Raw genomic sequence first — 16,926 nt, 5'->3', positions numbered from 1 at the left:
CATTACCTTTAAGTTACTAAAAGTAACTTAGTATTGAATCTATACCAAGCAAAATTCGTTGTACGTACATGAATATACTAGAATCACTGGAATGGCGCTATGCGTCTAAGAGAATGAATGGCCTGAAAGTGTCAGCCGAAAAAATAGACAATATTCTGGAGGCGATACGCCTTGCGCCGTCTTCTATGGGTTTGCAGCCTTACACCGTGCTGGTGATCGAGGATGAAGAACTAAGAAAGCAGATCTTGCCGGTTGCCAGCAACCAACCGCAGATCGTGGAAAGCTCGCACCTGTTGGTGTTTGCCGCCTGGGACGATATCACACCAGCCCATATCGAGGAGTATATAAAGCACACGGCAGCGGTGCGCAACATGCCGGAAGAAAAGCTGGCTGACTTTAAGAACACCCTGCTGCAAATAGCTCAAAACAACACACAGGAGCAGAACTTTAACTGGGCTGCCCGCCAGGCTTACATCGCCTTTGGTACAGCCCTGGTAGCCGCAGCTTCTGAGCAAGTGGATGCGACGCCGATGGAAGGCTTTAACAGCGCAGCTTTAGACGAACTGCTTAACCTGAAAGAGAAAGGCCTGCGAAGCGTTACGCTACTGCCCCTGGGCTACCGGGATGCAGACAACGATTGGCTGGCTAAATTACCGAAAGTAAGAAGACAAAAAGAGAAGCTGTTCCTGTACCAGTAGACAAGGCTAAACCATCGGGCTTAACGCCCTGTTAAAGAAACAGGAACCGTATTTAAACGAATAGAACAGCATATGAACAAACAAAAGATAAAAATAGACATCGTTTCGGACGTTAACTGCCCTTGGTGCTATGTGGGCGAGCAGCGCCTGAAAAAGGCCATCGCGGCCACCCAGGACAAGTATGAAGTTGAAATAAACTTTAAGCCTTACGAGCTGAACGCGGGTATCCCGCAGGAGGGTGTTAACAGGGTGGAGTACTTTAAGAATGCGTACGGCCCGTCCATCGTTTCGCAACTGGATGCCATGAACCAGCGCATGACAGATGCCGGCAGCGAGGAAGGCATTACGTTTAATTTCGACAAGCAGAACTCCGTAAACAATACCTTTAATGCACATCGCCTGATCTGGCTGGCGGCGCAGCATGGAGTACAGCAACAGGTAGTAAACGCTCTATTCTACAGCAACTTTACCGAGGGTAACAACATGAACGACACGGCTGTGCTAAAGGCTGTCGGCCTTGCCAATGGGATTCCTGCCCAAGAGTTGGATGGCTTTTTTGAGAGCGAAGCTGGCAAAGCCGAGGTACGTGAACTGGAACAATGGGCGCATGCCTCAGGTATTACCGGCGTACCCGCTTTCATTATTAACGACCAGTACCTGGTAAGCGGTGCTCAGCCTGCTGAGACTTTCCAGAACGTTTTTGCACAGGTGGCTCCCAAGCTACAGGAGATAAAAACAGAAGGAGACAGCTGCAGCATTGATGGCAACTGCTAAGCTGCGTTAAATCTTCCTTTCAAATATTCATAAATGCCGGGTAGCACCCGGCATTTTGCTTTTAAGGCACCACTACCTCTCCGGGTTATGGCAGCGGCAAACCCACCTGCCGCGCCTGTGAAGCAAAGTCGTGGGCGCCCCAGCGTTTCTGCATCTTACCGTCGCGAACCACAATCCGCTCCATCGCCACCAACTCGTATGATTTGCCGGTTGGCCCGATTCCCCTAAGAGGACCTTTAAACACGCCACATTGCTGCTAGGCGGGGCATCTGTAATTTGTTGGTATTTGGCGGGTGTAAATACGGGTATTCGTAGCTAAAGCTTGTCTGTTGCTCCTATGCCCCGTACATGTAAACAAGCAATGCAGCAGCAGACAGGAGACGCCTGTCACCTGCTACAAAAATGCAAGGCAGAGGAGTGACTATACTAATTTGGGTGCTGAGTATAGTCCTCCTCTTATCTTTTGCAACCAGGGCACATTCGCTTCTACTATTAATTTATTCCTCCCATCCCGGGACCCATTTGGCTGCAATCAGCCTGTATAACTACCTGCCAGCCTCGCTATACGCCAAGGCTTTTCCCTCTGCAGCGTCTTGTGCGCGAAAACAGCTTAAACGGTATCTAACCTAACATCCTCCCGTACAAACTAGTAGAAACACATACAAGCTACCCTGCAGTCATCAGGATAGCCAGGTACGGTATTGTCCTTTACTATCTTGTATTGTGGGGGTATAAGAACAATAAGATTTACATTAAATTTAAAACTAAACCAAGCTATGAGAGACAGAAGTGATAATTTCAATTACAGAGACAACCGCTCAGAGGAGCAGTACCGTGATTTAGGCAACTACATCAATTACGGTGATGAGAACAGAAACAGGGGAAGTAACAACCAGTACCTGGGAGCCGGGCGCTTCGGAAGCGAGGGAAGCAGCTACAGAGACAGTAGCTACGAAATAGGGGGTTCTTACCGCGGCAGGTCTGCTTATGGGTCTAACCGCAGCTCCTGGTCTAACCCAAACCCTTACCGTAACGGGGACTTTAACCGTGACCACGGAAGAGACAGAGACGACTATAATTACGGTAACTTTGGCACGAACTATCGCGAAGAAAACATAGCGCGTGGTGACTACGGCAGAAGTAACCAGCCTTACGGCAATAGCTCTATGAACCGTGGCTCTGACCGCGACAGGTACAGCGGTGGAAGCGACTTCGGCGGCAGTCAGAACAGAACCGGTAACTTCGGCAACCGTTACAGGTACAGTGATAACGACAACGAGTACATGGGCTACAACCGTGATTTCGACAGAACCGATGACTATAACCGCAACCAAAGGGTAAGCCGATCCTTCTGGTTAAAAAGAGACCGGTTCCGGTAAGGTATTAGTCGCATTGGTACGGATAAGAACAGAAAAGGCAGCGTAAAGCTGCCTTTCTTTTTATGCCCTGCCGGTTTCTTCTAACTCAACAGAATGTCGAAGATTTTGCCTGTACCTGCTTCGCACCACAAGGAGACAATTGAGTGGCTAGATGTTTAAGCTCCTGCACCAACAAACGGAACCAGCGGCATATAATCACTTTTAAACAGAGCATAGAAAAGGCCTCTTCATCAAACTGTCTGATGAAGAGGCCTTTTCTTTACATGCTTGCCCTTACAACCGTGTAAGCTTCTGTTCCTGTTTAGATTCCAAACGGAAAGGTTTCCGGCGCTAAGTGGCCGTTTGGCTTTAAATGCAGCGGATGCAAGGCACGGGATTGATCAAAGTACAGGAAGGCATCGTAACGGGCGGAAAGTTTGGTAGGCACATAGTTGCCTCTTTCCCAGCCTGGGTCATACACTACCCCGATGGCTCTGTGCCCCATCCAGCGGTTGAAGAACTCCTTCAGGGCAGGGCTGTTATCGAAGACAAGCATTTTGTTTTCCGCTGAGGCAGCATGCAGTATTTCTTCCACGCTGTTTTCGACAGCCTGCGGCACTTTCATTTCCTGCATGCGAGCGCCCCAGGCACTGCCGGCAATCACGGAGCCTTCATAGGAGCCAAAGCCTACTACCACCACTTCCTCCGGCTTGTGCTGTTCGCGTACCAGCTGGCCCACGTTCAGCATGCCCCTGTCTGCCATACTCGTGGCCCTGGCATCCCCCACATGGGTGTTGTGCTCCCAAACGATAACCTTCGCCTCCGGTCCGTGGAAATTCATCAAGGAGTTTAGCGTCTCCACCATGTGCAGGTCCCGCACGTTCCAAGAGTTACCGCCAAAAGAGGCCATGGTTCTGTAGTACTTCTCGCCGTTTGCCGCCACCAGGGCGTTCATTTCCGCGTTTAGCCTCGCTTCCGGGTCGTGGTCGTAAAAAGGGGCCTTCTGCCGTACTTCGTGCAGCAGTTTTACCACTGCGTCCTTGCAGTCCTGCTTCATCATACTAAGTGCAGAGGCATAGGCCTCTTCCTCCCCGTAAGGCTCAAAACAGTCGATGGCCTTTCGGGCATACACGGCCGCTTTCGGGTCCTCCTTCTCCAGGTAATCTACGATGAGCTCCATCGACTCCCACAGGCTGTACACGTCCAGCCCGTAGAAACCCACTTTTCTGTTGCGGGCAAGGTTCTGGTTGTGCTCCCGCATCCACTCCGCCAGCGCCGCAACCTCCCAATTCGCCCACATCCAGGTAGGCCAGCGGTCAAACTGGTTGAGGACGTCGGTGATGGAACCCCTGGCCTCCGGGTATCCTTTTACCCAGCGGTTTATCTCAAAACAATCGGGCCAGTCGCCCTCTACTGCCACAAAGGAAAAGCCTTTCTCCTTTATTAGCCTTTTGGTGATATCGGTACGCCAGGTATAGTACTCGTGCGTGCCGTGGGAGGCCTCCCCGAGCAGCACGTACTTCGCATCGCCGATCCTGTCCATGAGCGGGTCCAGGTCTGTTGTGCTCTGCAGGGGGTAAGAATCTTTCTTTATGTCTGTTAATAAATCGGTCGCTGCTGTTGCCATCGTTTTGTGTCTCTTAGGTTGATGAAAAACTTGTACCTGCCATGCCTTTGGCTACAAAACGCTTAACGATTCTGTGCCTGCACCGGGAACAGGGGCTGCAAGTCCTTCGGCATTTGGGTGGCAATGTGCTGCAACTGCCCTTCGGTCAGGTAACGGGTACCCAGCGAGGTGAGGACCATGGAGATCAGGTCTTCGGTATGCTGGCCCCAGTCGAACTCCGTTTCGCCATACTTTGCCTGCTCCTGCTTTACGACTTCCTTGAAGGCCTCTAGGTTCTCTATTTTCAGGGGCTCCTCCCGGTACTGCCACTGGTCCACGTATATGCCTCGCAGAATCATCGGGAGCTGCGAAAGCACATGAAACGACTCGCTGATGGTGATGCGATCGCGCAGGGCATGCAGGACGGCACGGACCACAATCAGGGTCTTCTCCTCCTCCCCGGGGTGTCCCATATTTTCGGCCAGGTGCTTGATGTACTCGTTTGCTTCCTGTGAGAATTTGTCGAAATAAGTTGCCATAGCTTTAGGTTGTTTTTTTGGTTTACAATAGGTTTTACGCTGACCTAGTTGCTTGTATTAAAAGCAACGATGGTATAGCATGCAGGTTTAGCAGAGACCTTGAACAGGTCTAAGTAATCAGTACATACTGGTAACATATAAGGGAAACAGGCCTGGGAAATACCAGACGCCAGTTGGGCAGTGAACACGATAAGGGCTGCAAAGGCCTGCCCTACCCGGAACAGCTACTTTCTTTGATCTGCCAGCAGTATACTGCCCTCCCCTCTCAGCACATTACGGAGCAGCTCAAAAGCGCTGATTGGCAAACACTTTTACAGCATATACTAATGCGCGATAAGCAGGATAACGCCAAATAGGTAGTAATCGGAAAAGTTAAGGCTTGATACGGAGTGCGGGTTAATTCCTGCTTCAGGCGCTTTGGGACCTCTTACATCCAGGTCTCTTGGTGGTATTTGCTTTACTTAAACCCCTATAAATACGGACCTGTAATTCCGTATTTATAGGTGAATCCTTGGCGGATTGAAACGGTTAAAATAATAGCACCCGGATAGAAACAGAGCATTCGGAAATAGACTTAAATGAAAGATAACATTACACACACATTGGGGGAGTTTGAGGCGTTAGTAAAGGATGGGGCAATCGGTTCTTTCTGTATTTCTGTTCACAACCAGCAACTTAAGATAAAGGAAGACCAAGGTCCTCTGGAGCAAACTGTGCCTTTAGCAGGAGATTTGTTTGATTCTCTTTATACGTTCTTCTATGGGGTGGACAAAATAGCATACAAGTCCCACGACTACAGCAACCTGAAAAGCATTATTAATGCCCGTATGATGCTCGACAGGATGCTAAAGCAGGAAAACCTTTAAGCAAAAGAGCATTTTCTGCTTGCGTTTTGCCCCTTCAGCCCATTCTCCGTAGTTGCGCTTCGGCTAGCGCTTTACTTATCCCGTATAGGAACAAAAAGAGTCTTCTCTTACACGACAGGATGCCTCGCCCAATGGCTACCTGATTTTCTGTATAATTTCTTGGAAAATGAAGCTCTTATCAGTAGACTGCCCAGAGAGCAGCTAGAAGAGTAGACCGCTATGAAAGAAAATGCCCCTGACATGGCTACGGGTTCAGGTTTAGAGGAAGCCACGGCTAAAAGTCAATCGAACGCAAAGCTTGATAAAAAATCCCTGCGGCAGATCGCAACGGCTTTTCCAGGCGCTTACCTGGTCCTGTCGCCGGACCTGGAGATACAGCTGGTGTCTGATGCCTATTTAGCGGCCACTTTGAGCAAACGGGAAGACATACTAGGCAAGTACCTCTTTGACGCTTTTCCGGATAATCCCGCAACCCCAGAGGCAAACGCTGTAAAAAACCTCCATGCCTCTTTGATGTGCGTACTGGAGACAGGGAAACCGCATCAGTTACCTTTGCAGCACTACGATGTACCCCGGCAGGAGGGTGGCTTTGCAGTTAAGTACTGGAATGCCCTGAATACTCCCGTGCTAAACGAGACAGGGGAAGTTATTCATATCATCCACAAAGTGACCGATGTAACGGCACTCGCCCAAAGCAGGGCAAAAGTAAAGGACCTGGAAGCCGAACACCACGTACTGCAAACAACGCTGGAGCAGCTACGCAAAACGCAGCAGCAGTTGCACGACAGCGAGGCCTTGCTGCGGGAGGCAGAGCAGGCCGGACATATAGGCAGCTATGAGGCGGACATCCCGGACTTGAACTTCCGCTTCTCGGATGGCATGTATAAGCTGTTAGGCTACGAGCCGGGCGCTTTTGTTCCCACCCTGGATCTGATTGACGCCTCCTCCCACCCGGAAGATATACCGGTGGTCAGGCAGATATTGGAAGAGGCCGCCCTGTACCAGCAACCCTACGAGTACACACGCCGCGTGTACCGGCCAGACGGTCAGATGCGCTACATACACAGCATCGGGAAGGTAGCCCAAAACAGCCAGGGCAGGCCTACGTTCATCGCCATTGCCCAGGACGTTACGGAACGTAGACAAACAGAAGAAAAACTCAGACAGAGCGAGACACAGTTTCGGACGCTGATCAGCAACACGCCTGATATCATTACCCGGTGGGACAAAGACCTGAACCTGGTCTTCAACAACCAGGTATTCAAGCCTAAAGGCGGCCTGCCCGTTTATTTGCTATACCAGCAGGAAAATTCCGGGGCCGAACAACCGGCAAACCAGGGCCTAACCTGGCCAGAGAAAGTAAAGCGGGTACTGGCAACCGGGGAGACACTGGAGCACTATAGTTCCTATCCCATGCCAGATGGCACTGCCCGGTACCACTCCCGGCTGGTGCCGGAGTTTGCTGAAGATGGCACTGTGAAGAGGGTGCTGGCTATTGCACGCGACATTACTTCTTTAAAGCGGCTGGAGCAGGAGAACCTGGACCTCAGGCTTTCCCAGCAAAAGGAGCTCGTGATCGCTATCCTGGAGGCCCAGGAAACAGAGAGAAGACGCATTGCCGAAGGCTTGCACAACGGGATCGGCCAACTGCTCTACGCTGCCAAATTAAACCTGGACCAGCTTTGCCACCCGGAGCAGGGGCAGCCGGAACAAGGCGTAGACACTACCTTCACCAAGGTCGACCAGATACTGGAGCAGGCTATCCGCCAGACACGCGGCCTTTCGCACCAGCTCACCCCAGCCGTACTGGAGGATTTCGGGCTGCAGGTAGCCCTCGAGGAGATAGGCACTATGTTTAACGGCCCGAAACTGCAGTTCCACACCTATGTTCTGAAGCTACGCCCCCACCTGGACAAGCACGTGCAGGTGGCGGTTTACCGCATGGCACAGGAACTGGCCAACAACATCGTAAAGCACGCCAAGGCCACCGAGGCAAGCCTGTTGCTACGGGAGCAAAAAGGCTCGCTCATATTGTTGGCAGAGGACAACGGCATAGGCTTCCGTCCCGAACAGGTCCGCTCCCAAGGCATGGGGCTCAAGTTTATCAGGGATTGGGTGCAACTGCTGAGTGGCTCCCTAAGCATTGATGCCGCCCCGGGAAAGGGGGCACTCGTGCAGATCCACCTTCCCCTCCCTGACTCGCAAACGTAAAAAAAACAGTCCGCTTTGAAGGATACCTTTCAGACAGAACTAGCACAAATAGCCTGGGTACCTGGTCACACAACAGTAGCTGTTTATACGTAGCAGGTCCAATATAAAGCGGTAATTTGCCTGAACAAATACGCAAACGCACTGTTCCCGAGCACCCGAGCGCAGCCAGGTGCGTAAATTAGACTAAACGGACAAGGGGATGTACCAGGTAAGCATTAAGGGGTTAAGCAAGCCTGCACTCACCACTTGTTAGAGGAGAGAAGCCAGAAACGCCTCTGAGATAGCTGTGGTTATGACTAGGAGTAGATTGATTTTGGGTGCCTCAGGTAACGATCCTCAAGTTGTGATTCCTGCTAGAAAGGCCGACTGCTCTTCAACTTGGTTGGGGATTAGCCGGCCTTTCTTTTATAGCGAAGGAAACAAGAGTGCGACAGGAAAGCACCAGGAGCGCCCGGCTGTCCACCCTGCCGTACCTTTTCAGGCCCCTGTTGGTCGGGACAGTATCTGATTCGCAAGCGTTAGCTCCTCCTGCAGGATCGTGTGCGGCCTGCCCTTGTAGATCTTCTTTGTTACCACCGCGCCTTTCCCTTCCATAATCTTTACCGTTTCCTCTACCCGACTTACCGGCACGTGCGGATCGGGATCTCCTGTGGAAATGAACACGGGCGTACCCTCAAAGTTGCCCTGGTACTTGCTTGTATCCACCTCCTGCCCGACCAGGCCACCCGTAAAGAGCAGCAAGCCACCAAAGTGCTGGGCATTTCGGGTGGCATACTCAGAGGCAAGACAGGCTCCCTGCGAAAAGCCCAACAGGTAAATGTTTTGGCTCGCTACCCCCTGTCCTTGTATGTGTTTTATTGTCTCGTCAATCACTTCCAGGGCAGTGTCCAGAGCCGGCTGGTTTTTTTCTGCCGGTGCCATAAAACTGTAGGGGTACCAGCTGTTGTTGGTGGCCTGCGGGGCAAACAGGGTAAAATCCGCTGTCTGCAAGTGCTCTCCTAAAGACAGGATACTCTCGGCTGTGGCTCCTCTCCCGTGTAGCATCACAAGGGCCTTTTTAGTTTGCTCCAGCGGCTTTCCCCGTGTTATAATGTTCTTTTTATGTGTGTACATGAGCTCTTTTTCTTTAGCTAAGTGGTAATCTCCTCCTCTGCGAAGAACACGAAGTTTCCCTAGTCCAGCTTCGGCAGCACGGCCTCTATCTGGCCTCTATGCGATTCGTACTGGGGCGGCAACAACAGCTTCTGGCCTAGCTGATCAAACGGCTCATCAATGCCAAAGCCGGGATTATCGGTGGCAATTTCGAACAGCACCCCGCCCGGTTCACGGAAGTAGAGGGAATAAAAGTAATTACGGTCAATTTTCTCCGTAATCTGCAGCCCTCTGCGCGCTATCTTCTCCCGGTAAGCCATCAGCACCTGATCGTCCTTTACCCGGAAAGCGATGTGATGGTTGGTACCGGCACCACCATCCCCACGGCTGGCATTCGGGTCTTCGACCAGGTCTATAATGGCCGCATGCTCAACAGCATCTGTCACATAGCGGTAGTGGCTTTCCTTCTGCTCCAGAAGCCTGTAGTCAAAGAACTCTGTCAGAATCGCTGCCGTCGGCTTCGCCTGGCGCAAGGTTAAGGTTACACTGTGGAAGCCCCGCGTGGCCACGTTCGCAGCTACCTCGTTTGTTTCCCAGGGCTTGCGGGCATCGCCGTTTTTGGGGACCACCAGCTCCAACAGCAAGCCATCCGGGTCCTGGAACGGCAGGTACTGCTCACCAAACTTCTCGGCTGGCTGGCCAAAAGACACCTTATGCTCCTCAAAGCGCTTTATCCAGAAGTCGAAACTACCCTCCGGCACCGCGTACCCGATATGGGTGGCCATCCCGGCCCCGGCCCTGCCACGGCGCGCCCCCTCGTATGGGAAGAAGGTCAGAATCGTGCCCGGGCTGCCTTTTTCGTCCCCATAGTAAAAGTGGTAAGTACCGGGATCATCAAAGTTAACTGTCTTTTTAAGCAGGCGCAGGCCCAGTACCTTCGTATAAAAATCCAGATTCCGCTTCGCCTTGTCGGCAATGGCCGTAATATGATGCAGGCCTAATATGCTGTCTTCCATGTTTCTTTCTTCTTAATGATTAATTGGCACCTCAACGAGGACAAACTGGCTGTCGGTTAAACAATTGACATGCACGTGGTCTGTACCCCAAACGCCAATGCCATCCCGGTGCTCCAGGGGTTCCTCGTTTACCAGCAGGCTTCCCGTAATGTTAAAGACAAAGACACCTTTGTTTACAGGGCTAAGCTTGTACTTTACCTCCTGCCCTCTTTCGAAGTACCCCAGCGATAGCTTTGCGTTCTGGTTAATCCAGCAGTGCCCCTGCCCCTCTTCGTTGCTGACAATGGTAGCCAACTTGTTCAGGCGCTGCTCCTGTGGGAAATACCGGCGCTGGTAGCGGGGTGTGATGTTCTGCAACTTCGGCTCGATCCAGATCTGCAGGAAGTTCACCTCCTCGTCCCCCACGTTATGCTCCTCGTGCCGAAGGCCACCACCGGCGCTCATGATCTGCACCCAGTCCTTGTGCACCACTTCTTTATAGCCTAGCGAATCGATGTGGTTCATCGAGCCTGCCAGCATGATTGAGATAATCTCCATATTAGCATGGGCATGCAGGCCAAAACCGTTTTCTGGTGCCACATAGTCATCGTTAAACGCCTTTAGTAAGCCGAAGCTACTGCGGGTAGGGTCATAGTAGCTGGAAAAGCTAAAGGTCAGGTTACTTTTCAACCAGTTGGTTTCCTTCAGCCCCCGCTCACTGGATTTGTAGGTCTTATATTTCATGGCTTCTGTATCAAGTTTAAGTGGCCTAAGATGCACCGGGTCGTCACAAGTGTTATTTACCTGTTACGGGTTTTCGCCAGCCCAGTAAAGGCTAAATCCAAAAAGTCTATATGCATTTGTATCCTTTCCCCTTCTAAACATTCATCTGTCGCTCTCACCATACAAATGTATTTACATTTAATGTATATACATGTAATTTTGCATAAAAATTCCCTTTCCCCTTTCCTGCTTTTGTGCTTTCTGGTTTTGAGTTGTTTATTTAAAAGGGTCGGTATAAGTTGAGAGTACCTCCTAACACAATTCTGTAGGGCTGGTACTGGGGAGGTAGTTACAGGTTGGCACTAAGTTATTCCAGCGGCTCATCGGCTGTAAAGCCGGGGTGAAGGCTTCAAAACAAAAAGGCCTCCTGCTTAAAAAACAGGAGGCCTCATAGCAAACAGCTTTGGCGGCTGCTTACTTCTTTGCCTTCTGGATGGCTCCGTACAGAACCGGGCTAAAAAAACGCAGGTTTTCCAGGACACAGGTCATGCTAAAGAACTTGCCGGGCTCTATCTCCGGATTCTCAGCCATGGCTACTAATAGCGAGTCAAGAGCCTCCACCAGTTTATCATCAAACTCTTTTTCTGTCATTTCTATCTACTCCTAAACTAAAGTACGGTCGTCAATACTTAACTCTAAAGCTAAGGAGATAATTTCAAATCTTCCTCCAAAAGATAGCTGACAGCAGGAAACAGAACTCGGAGGACCCTATGCCGACGCTGCAGGCTCCTTTACTTCCAGCACTTTGCTGATCTGCATTTGGGGCTTGGAGTCCGTGTAGTTAGGGATGTCGGCCGCAATTTCCTCTCCGTGGGCCGCTAAGGCCTTCTGCAACTCCTCCAAAGAGTTAAAACTAAGGCTACCGATCAGGTGGTAAGCAGGCGCTGTGCCCGGTGCCGGGCCGGCAAGCCCCTCTTCCAAATCGCCCCGGACTAGTCCGAAAGGAGTTAACTTTTCCTTTACCAAAGGGATATGCTTTTGCAGATAATAGTCCATGTCGAAACGGGTATCTCCGCTTTTGGGATACAGTACAGTAAGTCTTACCATCTTTTTTTTAATTTTTAGTTGCACATTTTTACGAAACACTATAAGTAACTGGCAAGCACAGTACCAGAGGCACCTGTCTATGGCTTTCACACAAGTTAAGAGGGTTCCGCCTGACCTGTTTTAAAGGCTCGGGGAATCCTGCACCTGCTATACCCGAAACAGCAGGAGAAATAAAAGGCCGTCTTTGCTGTGAGGCGAAACGTTTCTTCCAGAACATGATTATACTACACCTTAGTAAAGTTATGTTTTATAAATGTTCGGTAAGTTGGAGAAAAGTACGTCAAAGTCTAATAAAAGGAGGTAAAAGGCAGAAAGTAAACACCTGGGGCAAGGCAGGGTATAAAACAGGTAAACAGGTGTTTAACCTTTTATGGATCACAGTTATAACAACCGACACAACTTTCCCACCGCCTTTATTGCCATGGATTTCTCCATTCAAATATTTCACAAATAATCTAAATATTTTACCCAGCGACACACCTTTTATTTTTTTACAATCGTATAGGCTTTTATAATTTATCCTCTAACCTTTAAGGAGTTAGCTATGGGGACAGTAAAGTATATTTTACAGCAGAAAGGCCATGCAGTTACTTCTGTAGACCCAGACACCACCGTTTACAATGCCCTGGAGCTTATGGTGGAGAAAAACATAGGCGCCCTTACCGTAGTGGATAAAGACAGATTCATTGGAACCTTCACAGAGCGAGATTACGCCCGAAAAGTCATCTTAAAGGGGAAAGCCTCCAAAGAAACGCTCGTGAGAGAGATCATGAGCGAGCATCCTGCCACGGTAACACCAGACGATACGCTGGAAGATTGCATGAAACTGATGACGCACAAGTACATCAGACACTTGCCTGTTCTGGAAGGCGGCCAGCTTGTAGGCCTCGTTTCCATTGGAGACATCGTGAAATACATCATCGAAGAACAAAAGTTCATCATCGATAACCTCGAACACTACATTAGCAGCTAACAACTGCCGCACATAAGTCACCCTTGGTGTAGGTTAGCCTACTTCTTTTTTTGGTATAACTCTTTCGCAAGGAGGCGAAACAGCTTTGAACACTACAAGCGACAATGCTACGCTTTTGTGGCCATTGGTCGTATACGGCGCTATTGTATTGAGCCTGGTCGGGATCATCCTAGGCCTCTCTTACATACTAGGGCAGCGCCACCACGACCGTGCCACAGGGGAGCCCTACGAAGGCGGCATCCTGAGTGCAGGTACTGCCCGCATGCGCTTTTCGTCCCAGTTCTACCTGGTCGCCATGCTCTTCGTTATTTTCGACGTGGAAACGATTTTTATCCTGTCCTGGGCTATTGCCTTCCGAGAGCTAGGCTGGTACGGCTACTTAGGCGTGTTGGTATTTATGGTGATGCTGGTCGTGGTACTGGTCTATGAGTGGCGCAATGGCGCGCTGGACTTCGGCCCGGATGGCAAAAAGATCCTGGCTGCTTACAAGCGCATGCTCCATAAGCCAGACACAGCCTGATTCGCTGGTATAAAGCAGGGGATCAGTAAGAGTAGAAGCAGTTTCAGACACCATTATAACACAGGACACCAACGGCGACAGCATGTAACACCCTGACGGCACGCAACACGATACCCGAAACCAAACACGATACCATATGAAGTGGTGGCTAAGTAAACCCGATGACCCTGCCAGCGCAGTAAAAGGCACCAGCTCTTACGAGGAAACAGTGCAGCAGAGCGTGATGCTGACCACGCTGCAGGACCTGATCGCCTGGGGCCGGAAGAATTCCATGTGGCCCTTTCACTTCGGCCTCTCCTGCTGCTTTGTGGAGATGGCCACTAGCATGACGCCTAAATACGACGTCGCCCGCTTCGGTGCGGAAGTTATTCGAGGTACTCCCCGCGAGGCGGACGTCATGATCATCGCCGGTACGGTTTTTATCAAAATGGCCCCCATCATCAAGCGCCTGCACGAGCAGATGATGGAACCACGCTGGGTGATTTCTATGGGCTCCTGCGCCAACTCCGGCGGCATGTTCGACATCTACAGCGTGGTACAGGGGGTAGATAAATTCTTGCCGGTGGATGTGTATGTGCCTGGCTGCCCGCCCCGACCCGATGCTTTTATGGAAGGGCTGACGCTATTGGCAGAATCAGTAGGCAAAGAAAGAAGACCCCTGAGTTGGACCATTGGTGAGCAAGGGGTGATCCGGCCCGAAAAGATAGACGTGAAAGAGAGACGTCAGGAAGTTCGGGCGAAAATGACCGAATTCCGCTCACCAGATGAGGTGTAGGGAATTTGAGAAGATATGATATAAACACAACGTCACTCTGAAAGAAACTTGGTTGAAGTAGAGGGCCCCTACCCCCAAAAGGTTAAGCTTCTGAAAAGGCAAACAAGGTCCTTTCAGGATAACAGAGAAACTATATGGATAACTTTTATCAACTATTACATACAAACGTCATATACTTATCATAAAACATCAACTACAGAAGAAGTAGCATGAGGTAGCGTTTTACGGGCATTTACAAATTCCTACTATGGAAAACGGAAGCGGCACATTGGAGCAGTTACAGGCGCGGTTTGGGGCGGACACCTTCACTCCACAAACGACAAAGGATGAGGTTCTCACCCTATGGATGCCGCATGACAAGATCAAAGAGGTACTGACTTACCTGAAGAAAGAGATCCCGCAGCCCTTCCGCATGCTCTATGACCTCACGGCTGTGGACGAGCGGACGCGCCGAAGAGACAATGGCCACATCCCCCATGCCTTCACCATCATCTACCACCTCCTCTCCTTCGAGCGCAACAGTTTTATCCGCTTAAAAGTAGGCTACCGGGATGAGTTTCCGGTAGTGCCGAGCATCAGCAACCTGTGGGCCAATGCCAACTGGTACGAGCGCGAAGTGTACGACATGTTCGGTATCCGCTTCGAAGGACATCCCCACCTGTATCGCATCCTGATGCCTCGTACCTGGGTAGGTCACCCGCTGCGGAAGGAGCATCCGGCCCGCGCTACCGAAATGGGACCTTTTGCGCTGTACGATGACAAGGTAGACCTGGAGCAGGCAGCCCTGCAGTTTAAACCCGAAGAATGGGGCCTGGAACGGCAAAGTGAAGACAGCGACTTTATGTTCCTGAACATCGGTCCACAGCACCCCGGCACACATGGCGTCCTACGCATTGTGCTGCAGCTGGACGGTGAGGATATTGTGGATGCCATCCCGGACATTGGTTTCCACCATCGTGGTCAGGAGAAAATGGCCGAGCGGCAGTCCTGGCACACCTACCTCCCTTACACCGACCGGGTGGACTACCTGGGCGGCACCATGAACAACCTGGCATATTTAATGGCCGTGGAAAAACTGGCGGGTATCGAAGTACCGGATCGTGTAAAGGTGATTCGGGTGATGTTATGCGAACTCTTCCGCATCGCCAGCCACCTGGTATGGTACGGCACCTTCGCCCAGGACGTGGGCCAGTTATCTCCGGTGTTCTACATGTTTACGGACCGGGAAAAGATCTTCGACATAGTGGAGGCTGTGACGGGCGGGCGTATGCACCCCAACTGGTTCCGCATCGGGGGCGTAGCACAGGACCTGCCCAAAGGCTGGGAGACACTGGTGCAAAATTTCCTCAACTACTTCCCAAAACGACTGAAAGAGTATGATGCCATGGTGATGAAGAACAGCCTGTTCAAGGCGCGCACCAAAGGCATCGGCATCTTTACTTTAGAGGAGGCGATCGAATGGGGTGTAACCGGCCCGAACCTTCGCGCCTGTGGTTTAGCTTGGGACTTCCGCAAAAAGCAGCCTTATTCTGGCTACGAAATGTTCGATTTCGAAGTACCTACCGCCGCCAACGGCGACTGCTACGACCGTGCCGTGGTACGCGTGGCGGAGATGCGCCAGAGCCTGCACATCATAGAGCAGTGCATGAAAAACATGCCGGAAGGGCCTTACAAAGCGGACCATCCGCTCACCACACCGCCAATCAAGAAGCACACCATGCACGACATAGAAACTTTGATCACCCACTTTTTGGGGGTGAGTTGGGGACCCGTGATGCCCGCCGGCGAGGCTATGAGTTGCATCGAAGCGACTAAAGGGGCCAACGGCTACTACGTTACCAGCGACGGCAACACCTCACCCTACCGTCTGCGCATCCGCACCCCCTCTTTCCCGCACATGCAGATGCTGCCCTACATCACCCGGGGCTATACCGTAGCAGATTTGCTGTCTATACTCGGGGCCATGGATTATGTGCTGGCGGATATAGACCGGTGATTAAAGTTATAGAGTGTAGAGTTAAAAGTTACGAGTTAATACAGATTAAACGCTGGTGCGAGCTTGTAGCTCGCACCAGCTCAGGAACCCGGGCAATTGGGAGCCTTGAAAAGGCGTAGATAAAAAAAGCATGAAGATGCTTGAGAGGTAATGTGCTACTGCATTTTATCACCGGTACAGAAACATAAAAAACTTATCGATCAGCTACAAAACAATTAAGCCCATGCTGACTGCACAGGAAAAACATCAGATTGACCACGAAATAAGCTTGGTGCCTACACCCCAGAATGCCTGCATCGAGGCCCTGAAAATCGTGCAGCAGCGCCAGGGTTGGATCTCGGACGAAAGCCTGAAAGACGTGGCCGAGTACGTGGGCATGTCACCGGCAGAACTGGACAGCGTAGCAACCTTTTACAACCTGATCTTCCGGAAACCAGTGGGCCGGCATGTGATCTTAGTCTGCGACAGCATTACCTGCTGGGTGATGGGCTACGAAGACATCCGCGACCATTTATACAACAAACTGAACATAACATATGGCCAGACGACGGAGGATGGCCGTTTTACCCTGCTGCCAAACTGCTGCCTTGGCACCTGCGATTGTGCCCCCACCCTTATGATTGACAACGACCTGTACCGTAACCTGACGGTGGAACAACTGGATGAGATCCTGATCAAGTATACCTAAAACCC

At 51.0% G+C, this 16,926-nt stretch carries 18 protein-coding genes; 10 read left to right on the top strand and 8 right to left on the bottom strand.

The genetic code is table 11. From position 1 onward, the window contains the following. The first annotated feature begins 68 nt into the window (after nt 1-68). Both CHB92_RS13225 and CHB92_RS13220 read left to right on the top strand, forming a co-directional pair. Nucleotides 69-698 carry a nitroreductase family protein gene (locus CHB92_RS13225; RefSeq protein WP_089319696.1) on the top strand — a complete coding sequence of 210 codons (630 nt, stop codon included), beginning with the start codon at nt 69-71 and terminating at the stop codon, nt 696-698. A 72-nt stretch (nt 699-770) separates the two neighbouring features. Beyond that, nucleotides 771-1,472 carry a DsbA family oxidoreductase gene (locus tag CHB92_RS13220; protein ID WP_089319695.1) on the top strand — a complete coding sequence of 234 codons (702 nt, stop codon included), beginning with the start codon at nt 771-773 and terminating at the stop codon, nt 1,470-1,472. Nucleotides 1,473-1,557: 85 nt separating this feature from the next. Here CHB92_RS13220 and CHB92_RS13215 read toward each other — a convergent pair whose 3' ends face one another. Then, the gene (locus CHB92_RS13215) at nt 1,558-1,716 is read right to left on the bottom strand and encodes a nuclear transport factor 2 family protein (protein ID WP_218824259.1); all 159 of its coding nucleotides are present in this window, start codon (nt 1,714-1,716) and stop codon (nt 1,558-1,560) included. A gap of 532 nt (nt 1,717-2,248) precedes the next feature. Between CHB92_RS13215 and CHB92_RS13210 the strand changes: the two genes are divergently transcribed. Further along, nucleotides 2,249-2,851 carry a hypothetical protein gene (locus tag CHB92_RS13210; RefSeq protein WP_089319694.1) on the top strand — a complete coding sequence of 201 codons (603 nt, stop codon included), beginning with the start codon at nt 2,249-2,251 and terminating at the stop codon, nt 2,849-2,851. A gap of 301 nt (nt 2,852-3,152) precedes the next feature. On the opposite strand, the gene CHB92_RS13205 is transcribed toward CHB92_RS13210, so the two are convergent. Further along, a complete protein-coding gene (locus tag CHB92_RS13205; RefSeq protein WP_089319693.1) occupies nt 3,153-4,457 on the bottom strand; it encodes an erythromycin esterase family protein in 1,305 nt (434 codons plus the stop codon). A gap of 62 nt (nt 4,458-4,519) precedes the next feature. Then, nucleotides 4,520-4,975: a DUF2267 domain-containing protein gene (locus CHB92_RS13200; RefSeq protein WP_089319692.1), complete on the bottom strand. Its 456-nt coding sequence runs from the start codon at nt 4,973-4,975 to the stop codon at nt 4,520-4,522. 578 nt (nt 4,976-5,553) lie between these two features. Between CHB92_RS13200 and CHB92_RS13190 the strand changes: the two genes are divergently transcribed. Beyond that, nucleotides 5,554-5,841 (top strand): hypothetical protein, encoded by a 288-nt coding sequence (locus CHB92_RS13190; RefSeq protein WP_089319690.1) that lies wholly within the window; start codon nt 5,554-5,556, stop codon nt 5,839-5,841. Nucleotides 5,842-6,060: 219 nt separating this feature from the next. Then, nucleotides 6,061-8,052: a sensor histidine kinase gene (locus CHB92_RS13185; protein WP_089319689.1), complete on the top strand. Its 1,992-nt coding sequence runs from the start codon at nt 6,061-6,063 to the stop codon at nt 8,050-8,052. A 477-nt stretch (nt 8,053-8,529) separates the two neighbouring features. Here CHB92_RS13185 and CHB92_RS13180 read toward each other — a convergent pair whose 3' ends face one another. The 5 genes from CHB92_RS13180 to CHB92_RS13165 all read right to left on the bottom strand — a co-directional run bounded on the left by CHB92_RS13180 (nt 8,530) and on the right by CHB92_RS13165 (nt 11,969). Continuing rightward, nucleotides 8,530-9,165: an alpha/beta hydrolase gene (locus CHB92_RS13180; protein WP_089319688.1), complete on the bottom strand. Its 636-nt coding sequence runs from the start codon at nt 9,163-9,165 to the stop codon at nt 8,530-8,532. 59 nt (nt 9,166-9,224) lie between these two features. Further along, nucleotides 9,225-10,160 (bottom strand): ring-cleaving dioxygenase, encoded by a 936-nt coding sequence (locus CHB92_RS13175; protein ID WP_089319687.1) that lies wholly within the window; start codon nt 10,158-10,160, stop codon nt 9,225-9,227. A gap of 12 nt (nt 10,161-10,172) precedes the next feature. Further along, nucleotides 10,173-10,883: a pirin family protein gene (locus CHB92_RS13170; protein WP_089319686.1), complete on the bottom strand. Its 711-nt coding sequence runs from the start codon at nt 10,881-10,883 to the stop codon at nt 10,173-10,175. Between the two features lie 453 nt (nt 10,884-11,336). Beyond that, nucleotides 11,337-11,513, bottom strand: a complete 177-nt coding sequence (locus CHB92_RS25855; RefSeq protein ID WP_179223040.1) for a hypothetical protein — start codon at nt 11,511-11,513, stop codon at nt 11,337-11,339. A 117-nt stretch (nt 11,514-11,630) separates the two neighbouring features. After that, entirely contained in the window at nt 11,631-11,969 is a 339-nt protein-coding gene (locus CHB92_RS13165) for an EthD family reductase (protein ID WP_089319685.1), read from the bottom strand. A gap of 544 nt (nt 11,970-12,513) precedes the next feature. On the opposite strand from CHB92_RS13165, the gene CHB92_RS13160 reads away from it, so the two are divergent. The 5 genes from CHB92_RS13160 to nuoE all read left to right on the top strand — a co-directional run bounded on the left by CHB92_RS13160 (nt 12,514) and on the right by nuoE (nt 16,921). Further along, nucleotides 12,514-12,942 carry a CBS domain-containing protein gene (locus CHB92_RS13160; protein WP_089319684.1) on the top strand — a complete coding sequence of 143 codons (429 nt, stop codon included), beginning with the start codon at nt 12,514-12,516 and terminating at the stop codon, nt 12,940-12,942. A gap of 85 nt (nt 12,943-13,027) precedes the next feature. After that, on the top strand, nt 13,028-13,462 hold the full coding sequence (locus CHB92_RS13155; protein WP_089319683.1) for an NADH-quinone oxidoreductase subunit A: 435 nt from the start codon (nt 13,028-13,030) through the stop codon (nt 13,460-13,462). A 136-nt stretch (nt 13,463-13,598) separates the two neighbouring features. Then, a complete protein-coding gene (locus CHB92_RS13150; RefSeq protein WP_089319682.1) occupies nt 13,599-14,237 on the top strand; it encodes an NADH-quinone oxidoreductase subunit B in 639 nt (212 codons plus the stop codon). A gap of 247 nt (nt 14,238-14,484) precedes the next feature. Next, on the top strand, nt 14,485-16,233 hold the full coding sequence (gene nuoC / locus CHB92_RS13145; protein WP_089319681.1) for an NADH-quinone oxidoreductase subunit C/D: 1,749 nt from the start codon (nt 14,485-14,487) through the stop codon (nt 16,231-16,233). Between the two features lie 223 nt (nt 16,234-16,456). After that, nucleotides 16,457-16,921: an NADH-quinone oxidoreductase subunit NuoE gene (gene nuoE / locus CHB92_RS13140; RefSeq protein ID WP_089319680.1), complete on the top strand. Its 465-nt coding sequence runs from the start codon at nt 16,457-16,459 to the stop codon at nt 16,919-16,921. The last annotated feature ends 5 nt before the right edge of the window (nt 16,922-16,926 follow it).

Origin of the sequence: Pontibacter ummariensis (assembly GCF_900188175.1) — a bacterium.
Lineage (GTDB): Bacteria > Bacteroidota > Bacteroidia > Cytophagales > Hymenobacteraceae > Pontibacter > Pontibacter ummariensis.
The sequence above is the reverse complement of the archived record's forward strand: the minus strand, read 5'-3'. Positions and strand labels throughout refer to the sequence as shown.

Bases quoted from the DNA above. Each gene is read 5' to 3' on its own strand.
- CHB92_RS13160 (WP_089319684.1), top strand. From the start codon at position 12,514: ATGGGGACAGTAAAGTATATTTTACAGCAGAAAGGCCATGCAGTTACT.
- nuoC (WP_089319681.1), top strand. From the start codon at position 14,485: ATGGAAAACGGAAGCGGCACATTGGAGCAGTTACAGGCGCGGTTTGGG.
- CHB92_RS13175 (WP_089319687.1), bottom strand. From the start codon at position 10,160: ATGGAAGACAGCATATTAGGCCTGCATCATATTACGGCCATTGCCGAC.
- CHB92_RS13225 (WP_089319696.1), top strand. From the start codon at position 69: ATGAATATACTAGAATCACTGGAATGGCGCTATGCGTCTAAGAGAATG.
- CHB92_RS13150 (WP_089319682.1), top strand. From the start codon at position 13,599: ATGAAGTGGTGGCTAAGTAAACCCGATGACCCTGCCAGCGCAGTAAAA.
- CHB92_RS13220 (WP_089319695.1), top strand. From the start codon at position 771: ATGAACAAACAAAAGATAAAAATAGACATCGTTTCGGACGTTAACTGC.
- CHB92_RS13165 (WP_089319685.1), bottom strand. From the start codon at position 11,969: ATGGTAAGACTTACTGTACTGTATCCCAAAAGCGGAGATACCCGTTTC.
- CHB92_RS13185 (WP_089319689.1), top strand. From the start codon at position 6,061: ATGAAAGAAAATGCCCCTGACATGGCTACGGGTTCAGGTTTAGAGGAA.
- CHB92_RS13180 (WP_089319688.1), bottom strand. From the start codon at position 9,165: ATGTACACACATAAAAAGAACATTATAACACGGGGAAAGCCGCTGGAG.
- CHB92_RS13190 (WP_089319690.1), top strand. From the start codon at position 5,554: ATGAAAGATAACATTACACACACATTGGGGGAGTTTGAGGCGTTAGTA.
- CHB92_RS25855 (WP_179223040.1), bottom strand. From the start codon at position 11,513: ATGACAGAAAAAGAGTTTGATGATAAACTGGTGGAGGCTCTTGACTCG.
- CHB92_RS13200 (WP_089319692.1), bottom strand. From the start codon at position 4,975: ATGGCAACTTATTTCGACAAATTCTCACAGGAAGCAAACGAGTACATC.
- CHB92_RS13170 (WP_089319686.1), bottom strand. From the start codon at position 10,883: ATGAAATATAAGACCTACAAATCCAGTGAGCGGGGGCTGAAGGAAACC.
- CHB92_RS13205 (WP_089319693.1), bottom strand. From the start codon at position 4,457: ATGGCAACAGCAGCGACCGATTTATTAACAGACATAAAGAAAGATTCT.
- nuoE (WP_089319680.1), top strand. From the start codon at position 16,457: ATGCTGACTGCACAGGAAAAACATCAGATTGACCACGAAATAAGCTTG.
- CHB92_RS13210 (WP_089319694.1), top strand. From the start codon at position 2,249: ATGAGAGACAGAAGTGATAATTTCAATTACAGAGACAACCGCTCAGAG.